14 protein-coding genes and 1 riboswitch are annotated in these 15,730 nt (G+C 71.1%); of the genes, 6 read left to right on the forward strand and 8 right to left on the reverse strand.

The features are described from left to right. The 6 genes from ABZ863_RS09360 to ABZ863_RS09385 form a co-directional block, all read right to left on the reverse strand. Positions 1-2,157, reverse strand: coding sequence for a transglutaminase-like domain-containing protein (locus ABZ863_RS09360; protein WP_358532909.1), 2,157 nt, complete (start codon positions 2,155-2,157; stop codon positions 1-3). Next, on the reverse strand, positions 2,154-3,296 hold the full coding sequence (locus ABZ863_RS09365; RefSeq protein ID WP_358532912.1) for a DUF58 domain-containing protein: 1,143 nt from the start codon (positions 3,294-3,296) through the stop codon (positions 2,154-2,156). Before ABZ863_RS09365 ends, ABZ863_RS09360 begins: the two co-directional genes overlap by 4 nt. A gap of 4 nt (positions 3,297-3,300) precedes the next feature. Then, the gene (locus ABZ863_RS09370; protein WP_358532915.1) at positions 3,301-4,257 is read right to left on the reverse strand and encodes a MoxR family ATPase; all 957 of its coding nucleotides are present in this window, start codon (positions 4,255-4,257) and stop codon (positions 3,301-3,303) included. Continuing rightward, positions 4,254-6,146 carry a fibronectin type III domain-containing protein gene (locus ABZ863_RS09375; protein ID WP_358532918.1) on the reverse strand — a complete coding sequence of 631 codons (1,893 nt, stop codon included), beginning with the start codon at positions 6,144-6,146 and terminating at the stop codon, positions 4,254-4,256. The genes ABZ863_RS09370 and ABZ863_RS09375 overlap by 4 nt, the downstream gene beginning before the upstream one ends. Before the next feature lie 70 nt (positions 6,147-6,216). After that, entirely contained in the window at positions 6,217-7,470 is a 1,254-nt protein-coding gene (locus tag ABZ863_RS09380; RefSeq protein WP_358532921.1) for a HAMP domain-containing sensor histidine kinase, read from the reverse strand. Then, positions 7,467-8,153: a response regulator transcription factor gene (locus tag ABZ863_RS09385; protein ID WP_358532924.1), complete on the reverse strand. Its 687-nt coding sequence runs from the start codon at positions 8,151-8,153 to the stop codon at positions 7,467-7,469. The genes ABZ863_RS09380 and ABZ863_RS09385 overlap by 4 nt, the downstream gene beginning before the upstream one ends. A gap of 35 nt (positions 8,154-8,188) precedes the next feature. Between ABZ863_RS09385 and ABZ863_RS09390 the strand changes: the two genes are divergently transcribed. From ABZ863_RS09390 to ABZ863_RS09405, 4 genes are read left to right on the forward strand one after another with little or no spacing between them, the layout of a single operon-like run. After that, on the forward strand, positions 8,189-9,934 hold the full coding sequence (locus tag ABZ863_RS09390; protein ID WP_358532927.1) for a transcriptional regulator: 1,746 nt from the start codon (positions 8,189-8,191) through the stop codon (positions 9,932-9,934). A gap of 11 nt (positions 9,935-9,945) precedes the next feature. Next, entirely contained in the window at positions 9,946-11,247 is a 1,302-nt protein-coding gene (locus tag ABZ863_RS09395; RefSeq protein WP_358532930.1) for a hypothetical protein, read from the forward strand. Then, entirely contained in the window at positions 11,247-11,960 is a 714-nt protein-coding gene (locus ABZ863_RS09400; RefSeq protein ID WP_358532933.1) for a helix-turn-helix transcriptional regulator, read from the forward strand. The genes ABZ863_RS09395 and ABZ863_RS09400 overlap by 1 nt, the downstream gene beginning before the upstream one ends. Beyond that, positions 11,953-13,635 (forward strand): right-handed parallel beta-helix repeat-containing protein, encoded by a 1,683-nt coding sequence (locus ABZ863_RS09405; RefSeq protein WP_358532936.1) that lies wholly within the window; start codon positions 11,953-11,955, stop codon positions 13,633-13,635. Before ABZ863_RS09400 ends, ABZ863_RS09405 begins: the two co-directional genes overlap by 8 nt. On the opposite strand, the gene ABZ863_RS09410 is transcribed toward ABZ863_RS09405, so the two are convergent. Continuing rightward, positions 13,623-14,303, reverse strand: coding sequence for a response regulator transcription factor (locus ABZ863_RS09410; protein ID WP_358532939.1), 681 nt, complete (start codon positions 14,301-14,303; stop codon positions 13,623-13,625). The genes ABZ863_RS09405 and ABZ863_RS09410 overlap by 13 nt on opposite strands. Before the next feature lie 105 nt (positions 14,304-14,408). Between ABZ863_RS09410 and ABZ863_RS09415 the strand changes: the two genes are divergently transcribed. Beyond that, entirely contained in the window at positions 14,409-14,843 is a 435-nt protein-coding gene (locus tag ABZ863_RS09415; protein WP_358532942.1) for a hypothetical protein, read from the forward strand. A 40-nt stretch (positions 14,844-14,883) separates the two neighbouring features. Here ABZ863_RS09415 and ABZ863_RS09420 read toward each other — a convergent pair whose 3' ends face one another. Next, positions 14,884-15,186, reverse strand: a complete 303-nt coding sequence (locus ABZ863_RS09420; protein ID WP_358532945.1) for a hypothetical protein — start codon at positions 15,184-15,186, stop codon at positions 14,884-14,886. Between the two features lie 126 nt (positions 15,187-15,312). Next, positions 15,313-15,379: riboswitch (guanidine-III (ykkC-III) riboswitch) on the forward strand. A gap of 11 nt (positions 15,380-15,390) precedes the next feature. On the opposite strand from ABZ863_RS09420, the gene ABZ863_RS09425 reads away from it, so the two are divergent. Further along, complete coding sequence (locus ABZ863_RS09425) at positions 15,391-15,705, forward strand: SMR family transporter (protein WP_358532948.1); 315 nt, start codon at positions 15,391-15,393, stop codon at positions 15,703-15,705. The last annotated feature ends 25 nt before the right edge of the window (positions 15,706-15,730 follow it).

The raw sequence follows: 15,730 nt of genomic DNA on the forward strand, positions 1-15,730 counted from the left end.
TCAGCGTGGCGCACGCAGCGGAGCGTGGTTCACCGCCGCGCGGATGCGCGCTCGCAGGCCTCGTCGGGCGAGGCCTTTGCGCACCGTTCGGACCGCCGCCCACGCCAGCATCCCGCTTTCCGGCCGCGGCTCGGTACCAGACCACAGCGCGACGTCCACGGTGGCGCCCAGTGACCGCAGGCCCTCCCTTGCCTCGCCGTCGAGTGCTTGCTCGGCCGCGGCCGCCGTCGTCAGGTCCCGCACGGTCATGCCTGCTGATACGGGGACCCCATGGGCGCGCAACGCGTCCCGCGCCTCCTCCCACGCGCCGATCACGGCACCCGCGCCTGGCCTTCGCCTGCGCCTGCGAGCGCGCAACGCCTTCGCCAGCGGCACACCCGTCAACCAGGCCAGCACCGCGGCTGCCGGTACCGCGAGCAGCATCCACCCCGGGATCGACCAGGCGCGGCCGTGACCGGAACTCGTCGCGGCGATCTCGGGCGCCACGGGCGCGTCGCGGAGTTCGTCACGCTCGGGCAACGACGTCCGCACCTCCTCGGCGGTCCCCGCGAGGCTACGGGCAGGCGCTGCGCCCGCCGGGGTGGCCGCACCGGTCGGGTCGAGTGGTACCCAGCCGACGCCCTCGACGGCGACTTCCGGCCAGGCCAGCGCATCGCCGTTGCGGACCGTGTACTGTCCGCCGTCGCGGTCCGCCGGCGCGCGGAACCCCACGACGAGCCGCGCCGGAATGCCTTTCATCCTTGCCAGCGCGACGTACGCGGCCGCGAACTGCTCGCTGGTGCCGCGCTTGCTGTCGAGCAGGAACTTTCGCAGCTGCACCCAGGAATGTCCGGCGGGCAGGTTCTGCCCTGTCGCCACGCGGTACTCCGTGCGCAGGAAGTCCGCCAGTGCCACCGCGGTCCGGAAGGTCGGCCGCGCGGGCGCAGCCCGATCGGCCAGTTCGGCGATGCCCTCCGGGACCCGCCCGACGCCGCCTGATGCCCCGGCGAGGTCCCGGTCGACGGCCGCGTCCGCGAGGTCGTCGCGGCTCACCTGAGGTTCCCACCAGCTCAGCGTGTATGCGGCAGGCCGTGGCACGTCCGGCGCCAGGAGCGAGCCCTGTCCTTGCTCGACCAGCGATCGGATCCCGGCGACCCCGGCGGGCGACGGCTGGCTCGGTAGCCACGGGCCGTCGAGCCGGGTACCGCTGATCCGAGCTGTGTGCCGCTCGACCTCGACCGTGATCTCGGAGCTGGGAGCCAGCGACGAGCCGAGCTTGCGGTAGTCGGATCCCGGAGTCCAGTTCACGCCGTCGAACCCGGTCAGCACGACGACCGGCCACCGGTCCACGGTGCTTGCTCCATCCACTGTGAACACCGGAATGTCCGGATGGGTCAGCCGGTGGGAAAGCAGGTCCAGCGGGTTGGTGACACTGCTGGCCGACAGCGGCGCGAACTGCTCATCCTGGAGTGTGTACCTGGCCTCTTTACTGGGCAGGACGACACCGCCGACCACTGCGCCGATCACCGCGAGTACCACGGGCGGTGTGGCCACCAGCAGCGCCGACGACAGCCGCCGCCCCGTGGACACGCGCTCAGGTCTCGTGGCGATGAACAGCGCCCCTGCCGCGGCCGCGTAGGCGAGCGCGGCCAGCGCCGCCGCCACGCCTGTTGTGGCGCTGTAGAACTGGCTGAGCACGAGCACCGCGAAACTCGGTGCCAGCGCGGGAAAGGTCCCCCAGCGGTACAGGAATTCCACGCCCAGCACGCACGCGAGCAGCACCAGCAGCGGCACGAACAGCATCAGCGCGGGCTCCGGGTGTGCAGGCCAGGTCGACTGGAGCGCGAGGTGCCACGAGTCGGTCATCCCGGAGAAGAGCGCGCGTGCTGTGCTACCGGTAGGAATGCCAGCGACCGTTGTGGACAGCAGCGTCGTCTCGACAACGCCGAGCAGGCCGCCGAGCAGTGCGAGCACCGGCCGCCACGGCACGAGCGCCTCGCGGCGCGACGCGAGCACCGCGATCGCGAGTGCTACCGCAGCCGGGACGAGCAGTGGGACCACCAGCGGCCACAGGCCGAAGACTGGGGCGAACAGCAGCCCGGCGACCACGGCCGCCAGCGCGACGAACACGGTGGGCAGCGGTGCTCGACCGGGCACCAAGGTGGGGGAGGACGTCAACCGAGCACCTCGTTCCACCGGCGCACGGCGTGCGCGGCGTTGTCTGCACCAAGCATCCGGGCTCCCGCCACCGCGTGAGCCTCGCGGCCGCTACCGCCGAGCACGAACACGAAGATCGACGAGTAGCGTTGCCGCAGCCACGCCATCGACGTCAGCTCGGGGCCCGGCGAGGTGACGACCGCGATGCAGCCGCCGAAGCCGCGGCTCGCGGCCAGCGCTGGGGGCATGACCGCGTCGCGCACGCCGCCGCTTTGCCGAAGCACGCAGAGCTCGTCGAGCAGGCTGCGCGAGGCCTGGTTCCCGCCGGGAGTCGGCATGTCGAGCCCAGAGGAGGTGACGAGCCTGGTGTGCTGTCCTGCCCTGGCCGACGAGCCCAGCAGGGACGCCGCGAGATCGACGGCTTCCTCGAACGTGTCCGGCTCCAGCGAGCCCCGCCGCGTGTCGAGCAGGACGGTGAACCGCGGCTGCTGAGGGTCGGCCAGATCGCGCACCATCAACCGGCCTGTGCGGGCGGTCGCCTTCCAGTGGAGGTGCCGGACCTCGTCCCCTGGCACGTACTCCCGCACGTCACGCAGGTCGATCGAACCGCGCAATGTCTCGTTGGTGGTGACACCCTCGTGGTGGTGCCGGGGGTGCGCGCCCACGAGCGCCCGAGCGGGAAACTGGCGCGGGTACACCCTGAGGATCGCGGTGTCGCCCGTGGGCAGCCGGTTGGTGGCGAGCCCGAACGGATCGACCCGGAGCAGCAACAGCGGCCCGACGGTCAGCTCGCCGCGAACCGGAGTCGCAAGCTCGTAGTGATAGGTCGACTCCGCGCGCGGTGGCGACGGGCGGATTCGCACGGTCTGCGCCGCGTCGGCCGCCTTGTCCGTGGCGAGGAACGCCGGTTGGCGATGGGACGTTGGGTTGCGCACGCGTAGCCGCGCGAGCGCGGGCTTGCCGCGCTCGACGCGGTCCGGGTAAACGGAACGCGTCACCGTCACGCGTACGGGGCGCGCGGTGAGCGCGACGGCCGCGAGCACCGCCGCCAGCAGGATGCCGCCCAGCGCTCGCAGCAGGGGATACCCCGCCCACTGTCCGAACGCGACCAACAGTACGCAGAGAACGAGCATCGCGATGCCTCGCCTGGTCGGCCGCACGGTGTCACCTGGTGGCCGCGTTGACCGCGGGCGCGGGCGTCGCGGCGAGGACCTCGTCGATGATCTCGTCGGCGGTGCGCTGGCTCAGTTCCGCCTCCGCCGTCAGAATCAACCGGTGGGCGAGTACCGGCTTGGCGACGTTCTTGACATCATCCGGTGTGACGAAACCGCGCCCTGCCATCGCGGCGAGCGCCTGACCGGTACGGACGAGCGCGATGCTGCCGCGTGGGCTGGCACCGAACCGCACGGCCACGTGGTCGCGGGTGGCCGCAGTGAGCCTGGCGGCGTATTCCACGACAGCCTGGTCGATGTGAGACTGGCGAACGTCCTCAATGGCCCCGCGCAGCGTCGCGATGTCCACCACGGCAGGAAGGTCGTCGGCGGTGACCCCGGCGCAGTCGCTCATGATCACCAGAACCTCCGAGGCGACGTCCGGATAGCCAACGGACAGTCGCATCAGGAACCGGTCGAGCTGCGCTTCGGGGAGGCGGTAGGTGCCCTCCATTTCGATCGGGTTCTGCGTGGCGACGACGAGAAACGGGCGTGGTGCCTCGTGGGTGACGCCGTCGACGGTCACCCGCCGTTCCGACATCACCTCCAGCAGTGCCGACTGTGTCTTGGGTGTGCCACGGTTGACCTCATCGGCCACCACGATGTTCGCGAACACGCTCCCGCGGTGGAACGTGAACTCCTCGTCCTTCTGGTGGTAGACGGTGACGCCGGTGATGTCGCCAGGTAACAGGTCAGGGGTGAACTGGATGCGGCTCCACTCGCCCCCGATGCTGCGTGCGATGCACCGCGCCAGCGTCGTCTTGCCCAGGCCCGGCACGTCCTCGATCAGCAGGTGTCCCTCGGCCAGCAGAGCGGCCACCGCGAAGCGCACCAGCTCGGGCTTACCGCGGATGACCTGCTGCACATTGTTCGAGATCAGCCTGCCGACCTCGCTCGCCCGCGTGCTCATTCGTCCGGCCAGAGGTAGCGGTTGGACACCAGGCCGGTCCCTTCGATCTCGACCCAGACCTCGTAGCCGGGTTCGCCGAAGTCGATGTTCTCGAAGTCCACGTTGCCGTCCTCGTCGGTTTCCCAGCCGGAGCCTGGGTTTCCCCAGCCTGGGGCGTTGGAATAGGGGTTGAAGTCGTACCTGGTGTTGGGTTCGAGCCCGGTCGCCACGATGCGGATCTTGTGACACGGAGGGCCACAGCCGTTGTATTCACTCGGCTCGCCGCGCGAGATCGTGATGGTCTGCGCCGGGATCACGACCGTTGTGCTCGCCACGGCGCCGCGCCCAGCACGGTTCTCTGCGACGACCGTGACGGTGTAGGTGACGCCCTTCTGTAGTCCGGAAAGGACAGTCGTGCGTGCGTTGCCCGCTAGTGTCTCGCTTCCTGCGCCGGTGACCGGCTGCCACGCAACGTGGTACGCCGTCACGGGTGCGCCGTTGGGATCGGCGGCACCCCACGTGACCCGTACCGTGTCGCCGCCAGTCTGGTGGGTGGCAGAGATGTTGGCGGCGACCCCGGGCGGGCTCGCCGGCAGGGGCGGCGGCGGTGGTGGGGGCGCGGGAGGTGGCTGCGGGCTCGGCTGCCGGGGCTCGGGTTGCGCAGGCGGTGGCTGCTCGGGTTCCGGTTGCGCGGTCGGCTCGTCCGCGATCACCTGCCGGTCGGGCGGGGAGGGAGGCGGTGAAGCGGGGGGCGGGTTCTCTTCCCGCGTGTCCTCGGGTCGCTCGGGCGGCGGCGCCTGCGGCGGGTTCTGGCTCTCGGGGTTCTCGTCGCCGACAAGGGGAATCTGACTTGTCTCGCCCCCCTCATCGACCACCATCACGTGCCGTCCCTTGTCGCCGTCGACGTACACGCGCGCGTCCTCACCGCGCGTGAGCCTCGGCTCCCCGGTCTCGGGTGGGACCGGCGTGACGCCCTGTTGCCTGCCGTCGCTGGTGTACGTGCGCACGGAGTTGCTCTCGAGATCGAGCAGCACGACAGAGTCGCCGCTGGTCTCGGGTTTCGCGTACTCGCCGTCGGGCAGGTCGATCGTCAGCGGGGTGGCCGGCGGGGCGGGTGTGGCAATGCCCCGGCCGTCGACGAGGTGCAGTTCCTGCTTGCCGGGATCGAGAATGGGGATGCGTCCGCCCGCGTCGGTGGTGCCGATCGCCGCGGTGCCAGGCACGTCGAGGCCGATGTTGACGGGATCGCCGAGCTCCTCGTCGAGCACCGCACGCACAGTGTCCTCGGTGGTGTCGACAAACGCCGCCTGCCCGTCCACAACGGTCAGCTCGCCGCTGTGCCCTCGCGGGGTGACGGCGGGGCACGACACCTGGTCCGTACCCTTGGCCAGTTTGCACAGCACGCCCGAGGCACGCCGATGCAGCCAGAGGGTGCCGTCGGTTGTGACGACCGGGTTTCCGAGTCCCTGGCCCGCGCTGATCCTCGTCGGCTGCTCGCCGAGCCGGATCACGGTTCCGGCCTCGCGATAGACGAGATACGGGCCGCCGTCGGCCTCGACGCCCACCGGCCGTTCGCCGGTCGGCGGGATGATGGTGCGCTCGACTTCCAAGGTGGACTTGCCGAACTCCCTGATCCGGGAGTCACCCACGACGTACGCGCTGGTGTCACCTTGGTAGACCAAATCGCCCGGGTCGATCATCATCGGCGCCTGCGCATCCACTGTCTTGGCGGCGCCGTTGACGTGGAAGACGATGTCGAGATCCGGATTCGCGACCCAGTGCCCTGACTGGGCGAAATCCAGCCCTCGCACGGGTTCGGTGGCGCCCGACACCGCGAGCATCACCGTGGCCGCGGTGGCGGCCACGAGCAGTGCCACCGGAAGGCGATGCCGCAGCTTGCTCCCCGTCACGGAGTCAGCATAGGAGATCCCGGTACATCTCGGGTCCAGATTGGGTACACGAACACCGGGAGGACTGGACCTAGGGGATCGGCGGGAAGGTCAGCTCGAAGATGGCGCCGCCGTGTTGTGCGTTGTAGACGCGCAGGAATCCACCGTGTGCCTGCGCGGTCCAGCGCACGATCGACAGGCCGAGACCACTGGAGCCGCCGCCGCTGCTGAACCGGTCGAAGCTCTCCTCCGCGACCGACGGATCGATGCCCGGGCCGTGGTCGGCCACCGTCACTCGCCCGCCTGCCACGGTGATGTGCACGATCGCGGGGGCGCCAGGCTGGCGACCGTACCGGATCGCGTTGTTGAGGAGGTTGCCGACCGCACGCTGGACCAGACCGGGGTCGGCGTTCACCTTCGTCGGCGTCGCGATGACCGTGACCTGCGCGCCGTCGGCGGGGGTCTCCTCGACCACGGCCGTGACGATCTGGTCGAGCCAGACCGGTTGCATCGCGAGCACCTCGACGCCGGCAGCGAGGCGTGCCCGCACGAGCAGGTCGTCGATGATCGTGCCCATCCTGGCCGCGAGCCGCACCGTGCGTGGCAGCAGGTCCGGCCGCGCAGCGGGGTTGCGCCACGCCGTCTCGGCCAGCGCCCGCAGCGCCGCGACCGGTGTCCGAAGGTCGTGCGCGGTCTCGGCGAGCAGCACCTCCTGCTGTTCCAGCGCTGCCGCCGCGGGCCGGATCGCCCGGCCGGAGAGCAGATGTCCGGTCACGGCCAGCGCACTCACCAGGAGCAGGCAGCCGCCGATCACCCACAGCACCACGTTCCGGTGCTGGGCCAGCGACGCACTCGGGTCGCTCGTCGCGACGACCGCCCCCGCGTACTGGCCGGACGCGTTGAGGAAGGGCTGGGCGACGACCCGCACGAGGTCGCCGTCGCGGCCGGGCACGTAGCCTTCGATGAACCTGCCGCTGGCGGCTGCGTCCCTGGCGAGTCCGTACAGATACGCCCGGTCCTCGGAGACACAGTCACGCTTGCTGAAATGCGGGTCGAACTCGCCGGCACCGGCCGGCAGTACGGCGAACTCGGGGCAGCTGGTGTCGATCTGGTCGCTGCCGATGTACCCCGTGGTGATCCCCGTGTCGCCGGTGCGCTGCACGAGCCGCAGCACCGCCGCGGTCACCTGCTTGAGCTCCGCGTCCATCCGCAGCTCACCCGCCTCGCGGTCCTGCTCTATGAACAGCCACGCGAGCACAACCAGCCCGGCTGCGTTGAGGGCTGTGAACAGCACCGTCAGCAGCCAGCGCAGCCGCCGCAACCGGACGGCGGCCGACGTGGTCACGAGCTGCTCCGCGCGTCACCGAAGCGGTAGCCGACACCGCGCACCGTGTGGATCAGCTCGGGCTCCCGCAGCTTCGCGCGCAACCGGCGGACGACCACGTCGACCACATTGGACATCGGATCGTTGCTGGTGTCCCAGCAGTGGTCGATCAGCTCGCTGCGGGTGACAGCCTGCTCCGGGCGGGCCATCAGGTACTCGAGGATGGCGAACTCCTTGTCGCTCAACGTGAGCAGCACACCGCCGCGCCGGACCTGTCGTCGCGCGCTGTCCACTTCGAGGTCGGAGTGGCGCAGCACCGGCGACCGACGCTCGCCCTGGCGGCGGCACAACGCGGTGACCCTGGCCGTCATCTCGGGGACGGCGAACGGCTTCACGAGATAGTCGTCGCCGCCGTGCTCGAAACCCGTGACCCGGTCGGCGACGGTGTCACGGGCCGTGAGGAAGAGGACGGGCACCGTCCAGCCATCCTGTCTGCGCCGTCCCACGTAGGCGACCGCGTCGCCGTCAGGCAGCATGCGATCGAACACCGCGCAGTCGGGGTCTCCTCTGGTGAGCGCGGCCTCGGCCGCTGCCAGGTCTGCGGCCTCGTCGACCTGAAACCCCTGCGCCCGAAGCTCCGCCGCCACCGCCACGCGCATGTCCTCGTTGTCCTCGACCACCAGCACTCGCGTTGTCGCTGTCATCGGAACCTCATGTTCGTGCCGCGATCGTCGGTCGCATGTTCTTCCATGTTCTGGGGCCGTTGGAGGTGCACGGCCGTGACGGGGACGTCCACCGGCTCGGCCGTGGCAAGGCCACGACCGTGCTGGCGACGCTGTTGCAGCACCCTAACGCGTGGGTCACGAGTGCCACGCTGATAGACGCAACATGGCACGAAGCGGTCGCGCCCGCCTCCGCCGAAGCCAACCTGAAGACCTACGTGTGGCAGCTGCGGCGTCTGCTGTCCGCGGACGGCGGCCGGCCGCGCATCGAGAGCGCGCCTGGCCGCTACCGGCTGCGGGTGCTGCCAGGGGAGCTCGACGCGAGCCGCGTCGCCGAGCATGCCGCGCGGGCGCGCGCGGCGGCGGACGAGGGCGAGTTCGCCACCGCGATCGACGAGCTCGGCGCGGCGCTGGAGTTGTGGCGTGGTCGCCCGTACGAAGGTGTGCCGAGTGCCGAGGACGAGTCGGGCAGGCTCATTGAGCTGCACGGCCGGTTGCGGGAGGACCTCGGGGCGGCGCAGCTCGCGCTTGGCCGCACCGACGAGGCGATACGCACCTTGACCGCGCTCATCGACGACGATCCGCTGCGTGAGGGGGCGTGGGCCGGCGTGGTGTGCGCGCTGCACGCGCAGGGCAGGCGCACGGAGGCGTTGCGTGCCTATTCCCGCGCCAGGCACGTACTGGCGACGGAGCTCGGCGTCTGCCCGGGCCGCGAGCTCGCCGCGGCGTACCGCGAGGTACTCGGTGAGGCCGGCGTAGCCACCGCGATCACCGAGCCGCGACGCGAGCTGCCGCGTGGCGCAGGCCGGTTCGTGGCACGCACCATGGAGCTCGCGGCCGTCCGGCGAGTCCGCGGGGGAGTGGTGCTCGTGGACGGTATGCCCGGCGTGGGCAAGACCGCGCTCGCGGTGCATGCCGCCCACGGGCTCGCCGACGCGTTCCCTGACGGTCAGTTCTTCCTCGACCTGCACGGCCTCGCCCCCGCGGACCTCCTTGCCCGCCTGCTGCACCGCGTCGGCGTCGCCGACCCATTCGTCCCGGACACGCTGGCCGAGCGCGCCGCACTGTGGCGGTCCCAGCTCGCACGCCGGCGCGTGCTGCTGGTGCTGGATGACGCCGACGGGCTCGGCCAGGTCGCGCCGCTGTTGCCCGCGGGCTCCGGCAGCCTGACGCTCGTCACCACCCGTCACCGCGACTGGCACGTCGACGGCGCGGTGCGGATCGCGCTCGGCCCGCTCGCGCAGGCCGACGCGATGACGATGTTCCGCGCGGCCGTGGAGGAGCGGACGGTCGCGGGCGCCGTAGAAGTGGAGGGCGGACCGATCGAGACGCTCGTGCGGTGCTTCGGCGGGATTCCCGCGGTGATCCGGGATGTCGCGGACCGGCTCGCCACGCGTCCGTTGTGGTCGGTGCGGTCGCTGGCCGAGGAACTCGGCGGTGGCCCGTGCCAGGTACTCGCGTGCGCGAGCGGCTACCGGCGGGCCTTGGCCGTGACTGTCCAGGGCCTGCCCGGCGAGCAGCGGTCGGCGCTGACCGCGCTCGGCGGCCTGCCCGCCGAGTTCGACCTCGCCGCCGCCGCCCGAGTGCTCGGTCGTGCGCCTGGGGCCGCGCGGCTCGTGCTGGAGGCGCTCGTCGATGTGAGCCTGCTCGACGCGCGCGCGGTTGGTCGATATGGCCGCCACCGGCTCGTGAGCCACTCCGCCGCGCGATGCCGGACGTGCGCGCCGGCGAGCCTGCCCGAACCCACTGCGCGAGTGGCGTGAAGGGACCGGCGATGACCGTGCGGGAACAACAGGACCTCGCCGCGGCGGGCGGTCAGACGAGACCGGAGCCCGTCGCGACGGGTAAGACGCGCGCCGTGGAGCGACCGGTCGCCACTGTCGCCGCCGCGGTCCATGCCACCGCGCAGCGACGACCGGTCGCGCGGCCGGCCGCGGCAGTTCAGGACCGTCCGGAAGCCGCCACGGCGCCCTTCCCGGTGCAACATGCCCAGCAGGCAGGGCAGGCGCTGCCCGTATCGCCACCGGGCGAGCGGCCGCCGCGCCGGGAACCGCTCGACCTTCCGGTGCTCCGCATCGTCTGCTGGCAGCTCGCCCTCGTGCTCGTGTTCCTCGCGGTCGGCAGGCCGTGGCCGGTGGTCACCGTCCTCGTGCCGGCGGCGGTGGCGCTGCTGGCGTGCACGGCGGTGCGCGTGCGCGGACAGTGGCTGTCCGACGAGCTCGCGCAGCGGGTGCTACTGGTGCTGCGCCGTCGCGAGCGTGACCTGCCCGGCGCCGACGGCGCGCGCATGCTGCTCCGGATTCTGGCCCGAGGGGCAAGTGCGCGCACCGCGGTACTCGCCGGAACGCCCTCGGGTGTCGTCAGCCGCGCCGAGGAGCTCGTCGCCGTGCTGAGGCCCGCCGATGTGGGTGCCGCCGCGCTCGCCGAGTTCGCGTTGTCGGGCGTCGCGCTCGCTGACACCACCGGCGCGACTGAGCCGGGACAGCCTGCCCTCCGGTTCCAGCTCGTGGTGCACCGCGGTCCACAACAGACAGACCAGGCCCGCGCGTGGCTGGTCGTCAGGGCGTTGCGCGAACCGGGTTTCGCGGATGACGCGGAGCTGCTCGTCGCCGTGAGCAACGCCGTGCGCAAACTGCACCGCAGGATCAGAGGCACGGGCATCGCGGTCGGGACACTGACCGCGTTGACCGAGCGCGAGGTGCTCGCGACCCTCGCGGCGCTGACCCACACTGGGCCGGGCAGGGGAGCGATCCGCGAGGACAGGCGGTACTGGCGCGCAGGGCCGATCGCGCAGGCCGGCATTCGCCTTTCCGGCCTCGGACCGCGCTCACCAATGGCCCGCGTGCACCTGCTGCACCGCGTGCTCGCGGCCGTCCCCGGGACTGCCTGCACCGTTTCGGTCACCGTGCCCGAGTACGCCGCGGTGGTTCGCGTGGCCGCGACAACCGACGCGGCCGTCGACGTGGCGACCGGGTGGCTGCTGCGGACGCCGCCACCCGGGATCCGCCTCGAGCGGATGGACAACCAACACGCCGCGGCGGTCGCCGCGTCGTTGCCGATCGGAGGAAACCCGTGATGACCCAGTCGCCGCCTGAACTGCGCGAGGCGCCACCGCGGCTCGCGGTCCTCCAGGGGCACGCGTCGTGCCAGCCGGTGTCACGGCATGCGCGGGTGACGGCGAAGCTGGCCGCCGCCCAGCGGGAGGTGCTCGTCGTCAGCTCGCTGTCCGGGGCACCCGGCGATCCGGTGGCGGCGTTCCGCCGGATTGACCACGCCAACCTGCGGCGCGGCGTCCGGTACCGGATGCTGCTCCCCGACCAGGCGCGGATCGCGGCCGGGGTCGCGCATCGCCTCGCGCAACTCGCGCAGGACGGCGCGGAGATCCGTACGATGCCCGCTGTTCCCGTCGAGGCGCTGGTCGTCGATCGCGCATTCGCCATCGTGCCCGTCGAACGGCAGGGCGGACACGACGACGTCGCCGTGTTCAGGCTGCCGAGCGTCGTCGGGACGATCACCGAGCTCGTCGAGTGCCTGTGGCCGTCGGCCGTGCCACTGGCCGCGAACCCGCGGCCACGGCCGGCCGGGCTGGACGGGCGGGACCGGGACCTGCTCTCGCTGCTGTCGACGGGCTGTACGGATGAGTCCGCGGCGGCCGCGCTCGGCGTTTCGGTGCGCACCGTGCGCCGCATGGTGTCGAGCCTGATGGACCGGCTCGGTGCGCGCAGCCGGTTCCAGGCAGGAGCCAAGGCCGCCGACCGCGGCTGGCTGGAAGGGGAGGCCGATGACTGAAACCGCGACGGGCAAGGCCCTGCCCACTGGGCGTACCATCCTGGTCGATCCCGGCGGGCACGGCGCCTACTCCACCGTCGGCGACGCGGTGCTCGGCGCGCCGGACGGCGCTTGTGTGTCCATCTCGGCGGGCACGTACGCCGAGACGCTCGAGCTGCTCGACCGCAGCCTCACCCTGCGCGCGGCCGCGGGCGCGGAGGTGGTCCTCGACGGCAGCGGCGCCGACGTGCCCGTGCTGCGTGCCCGTGGGGGCGTGCTGGCGTTGCACGGCCTCACGGTGCGCGCGGGCGACGCGGCGGCCATCCAGGTTGAGAACGCGGAGCTGATCCTGTCCAGCTGCACGGTGCGCGCCGAGCGCGGGCCGGGGGTGGCGGTCCGCGGGCCGGGACCGCTGTCCATTAAGGACGTCACCATCACGGGAGCCGAACACGGGCTGGTGCTGGAAGGCACTTCTGGGGTCGTCGAGAACGTCACGATCGGCGACATCGCCGCGGACGGCGTGATCGTCGGACTCGGCGCCGACCCCGTGATCCGGTCGTGCACGGTCGCCGGTTGCGGCCAGCGCGGTTTCTACATCTACCAGCACGCGCGCCCGGTTGTGGAGAACTGCCGGGTGTCCCGTACGAGCCAGTCCGGGATCGCGGTGGCGCATCGCGGAGCGCCCGTGCTGCGTCACCTGTCCGTCAGCGACGCGCTCGGCGTCGGCATCGATGTGGGGCCCCACTGTGGAGGCACGATCGAGGCATGCGACGTCACCGGCACCGCCGAGCCGGCCATCCGGCTCGCCGCCACGGCGACGGCGAAGGTCGTGGTCGGCCCCAGCGGCGCCGCCAACGGTTCCGGACCGCTCGAAGGCCTGCTCGCGGAGCTGACCGGCATGGTGGGGCTGCCCGGCGTGAAGACCGAGGTACGTGCGCTGGTCGACGAGATCCAGGTGAACTCGTGGCGCGCGCAAGCGGGGCTGGCGACCGGAACGCTCAGCCATCACCTGATCTTCGCCGGTGCGCCTGGCACAGGTAAGACGACGGTGGCACGCACCTACGGCAAGCTCCTGCGTGAGCTCGGTGTGCTGCCCCGCGGCGAGTTCCGCGAGGTGTCGCGACGCGACCTGGTCGGGCAGTACATCGGCCACACGGCCGAGAAGACCGCCGGGGTGTTCGAGCAGGCACTTGGCGGCGTTCTGTTCATCGACGAGGCGTACACGCTGGCCCGGCAGTCGGGCTCCGGCGGCGACTTCGGCCAGGAGGCCATCGACACGCTGGTGAAGCTGATGGAGGACCATCGCGAGGAGATCGCGGTGATCGTCGCGGGGTACACGGTGGAGATGCGCCAGTTCCTCGCGGCCAATCCTGGGCTGTCGTCACGGTTCGCGAAGACCGTCGAATTCGAGGACTACCGCCCGGACGAACTGGTCGGCATCATCGGCCGGATGGTGACGGCCGGCGACTACGAGCTGGCCCCGCGGTCCGAACCCGCACTCGCCGCCTACTTCGGCCGGATCTCCGGCGAACCGGGCTTCGGTAACGCCCGTGACGCGCGGCGGTTGTTCGAGTCGATCCGTAAGGAACAGTCCGGGCGGCTGCGCCGGCTCGGCCGGATACCGGACGCCGCCGAGCTGCGCAGGCTCACCGCCGACGACGTGCTCGCCGCTATCGAGAGCGGTCAGCGGTTCTGAGCGCGTGCCGCCGGATCCCCCAGGAGGTACCCGACGCCGCGCACGGTGTGCAGCACAGGCGGCGGGCCCAGTTTCCGTCGCAGCTGGGTGATCAGTACGTCCAGCACGTTCGACGCCGGCGGCACGAACTCGTCCCAGGCGGCGGCGATCAGCTCGGCCCTGCTCACCGCGCCGCCCGCCGCGGCGACGAGCCGTTCGAGGACGATGAACTCCTTTCGAGTCAGGCGTAGTCCGGTGCCGCCGCGCCGGGCCTCGTGCCGGCCGACGTCGAGCTCGAGATCCCGCCACCGCAGCAGCGGCGGGGCGGGCAGGCCACCTCGGCGGCACAGGCTGCGCACCCTGACGACGAGCTCCGGCACCGCGAATGGCTTGACCAGATAGTCGTCGGCCCACGCGAGCCCGGCTATGCGGTCGCGCACCGTGTCACGTGCGGTGAGGAAGAGAACCGGCACCGCCCAGCCCGCCTGCCTGCGGTGCTCGACGTAGGGCAGCGCGTCGCCGGCTGGCAGCATCCGGTCGAAGACCACGCAGTCGTAGGTGTTGACGCCGAGCGCCTCGTCGGCCTCCGGAAGATCGGCGGCCGTGTCGACGGCGAGCCCCGCGCCCCGCAGGGCCGCCTCTACCGCGACCCTCAGGTTCTCGTCGTCCTCCGCCACCAGTACGCGCACCCGGGCGAGGTTAGCGCAGCGCACGACCGCGACGTGTCATCAAAACCTCATCCGCCGCCCAGCATCGTGGAACCAACCGGACACACGAGCTGAAGGACTTGAGACATGGAACAGACCACACAGCGACCGCGGATGCCGTTCTCGTTGAAGATCTCGCTGGGAATCCTGACGCTTCAGGTGCTTTCCAACGTCGCCACCGGAGTCATGCTGGTGTACTTCGCGGCGGAGGCCGCCGAGCACGGACGCTCCGCGGCGCTGCTGCAGTACCTACTGGGTTACGGATCGCTGGCCATCGCTGTGGTCGTGATCGTGTCCGCGGTGCTGCTGGGCCGGCGTGTGCCAGGGGCGAGGGCTGTGGTGACGGTGCTCGAGGTGCTCACAGTGATCAGTGGCGTCGTGGCGCTTGTCCAGGGGTCCCCCCAAGGCATCGTCGGGATCTCCCTGGCGGTGCTCGTGATCGTTCACCTGTTCCGCCCCGACGTCAACGCCTGGCTGCGGCCGGCCGCACCGGCCCCCGGCAGCCACGTCGCTATGGGGTGACGGTCTCCGATGACGGCCTCCGCCCATGCGGCGGAGGCCGTCACGCGTACTGGGTGAGTCCCAGGCAGATCAGGAAGACCGGCAGCGCGAACAACACCAGCTGATAGAACGGCCGCGGACGACGCCAGCCGACCAGGTAGGTCAGCGGAGTGCCGAACAGGGCGACGATGACAAGCGCGGGGCCAAACGAGTAGTAGAGCCCATCCGGGTCAGGAGGACCGGCGGCCACGAGGACGACCAGCGTGAGCACGGCCTCCCAGAGGAGGATCGAGGCCAGCGAGAACAGCCATCCCCGGGCGCGCGCCTGCTCCCGCCGCCTGGCGCCGTTCTGAGACGTAGTCATGCTCACAGTATCGACCGGATGGGCGAGCTTACGGTCGGGCTGGCAGCAACCGGACAGGGCAGGCCGACTATTTGTCCTAATAGGATACTTCTGGAAGCCGCGCGGCGATGTGCCATAATCGGACCCAGGTACCTCCGTAGAGGAACCCCGGACGAGGATGTGCCGTACCCGGTCAGCGACAAGACGGCGCTTGAGGTGCACATCATGTCGTGGGCAGTTCTTGTCGTGTCGGGTGTTCTGGAAGCCGTATGGGCCACTGCACTGGGCAAGTCCGCGGGGCTTTCCCGGTTGGTTCCATCGCTGGTGTTCGGTGTCGCGCTCATCGCCAGCATGCTGGGTCTGGCCTACGCGATGCGGGAGCTGCCAACCGGCACCGCATACGCGGTGTGGGTGGGGATTGGGGCCTGCCTGACCGTCGCCTATGGCATGTGGTCAGGAGCGGAAGCCGTATCGGTAGCCAAGATCCTGCTCCTCGGCGGGATCGTGGCCTGTGTGGTGGGGCTGAAACTCCTGCACTGAACCGCGTCGGCTGGCATCCGGCGCG

The sequence above is a fragment of the Saccharomonospora sp. NPDC046836 genome (assembly GCF_040645195.1).
Classification (GTDB): Bacteria; Actinomycetota; Actinomycetes; order Mycobacteriales; family Pseudonocardiaceae; genus Prauserella_A.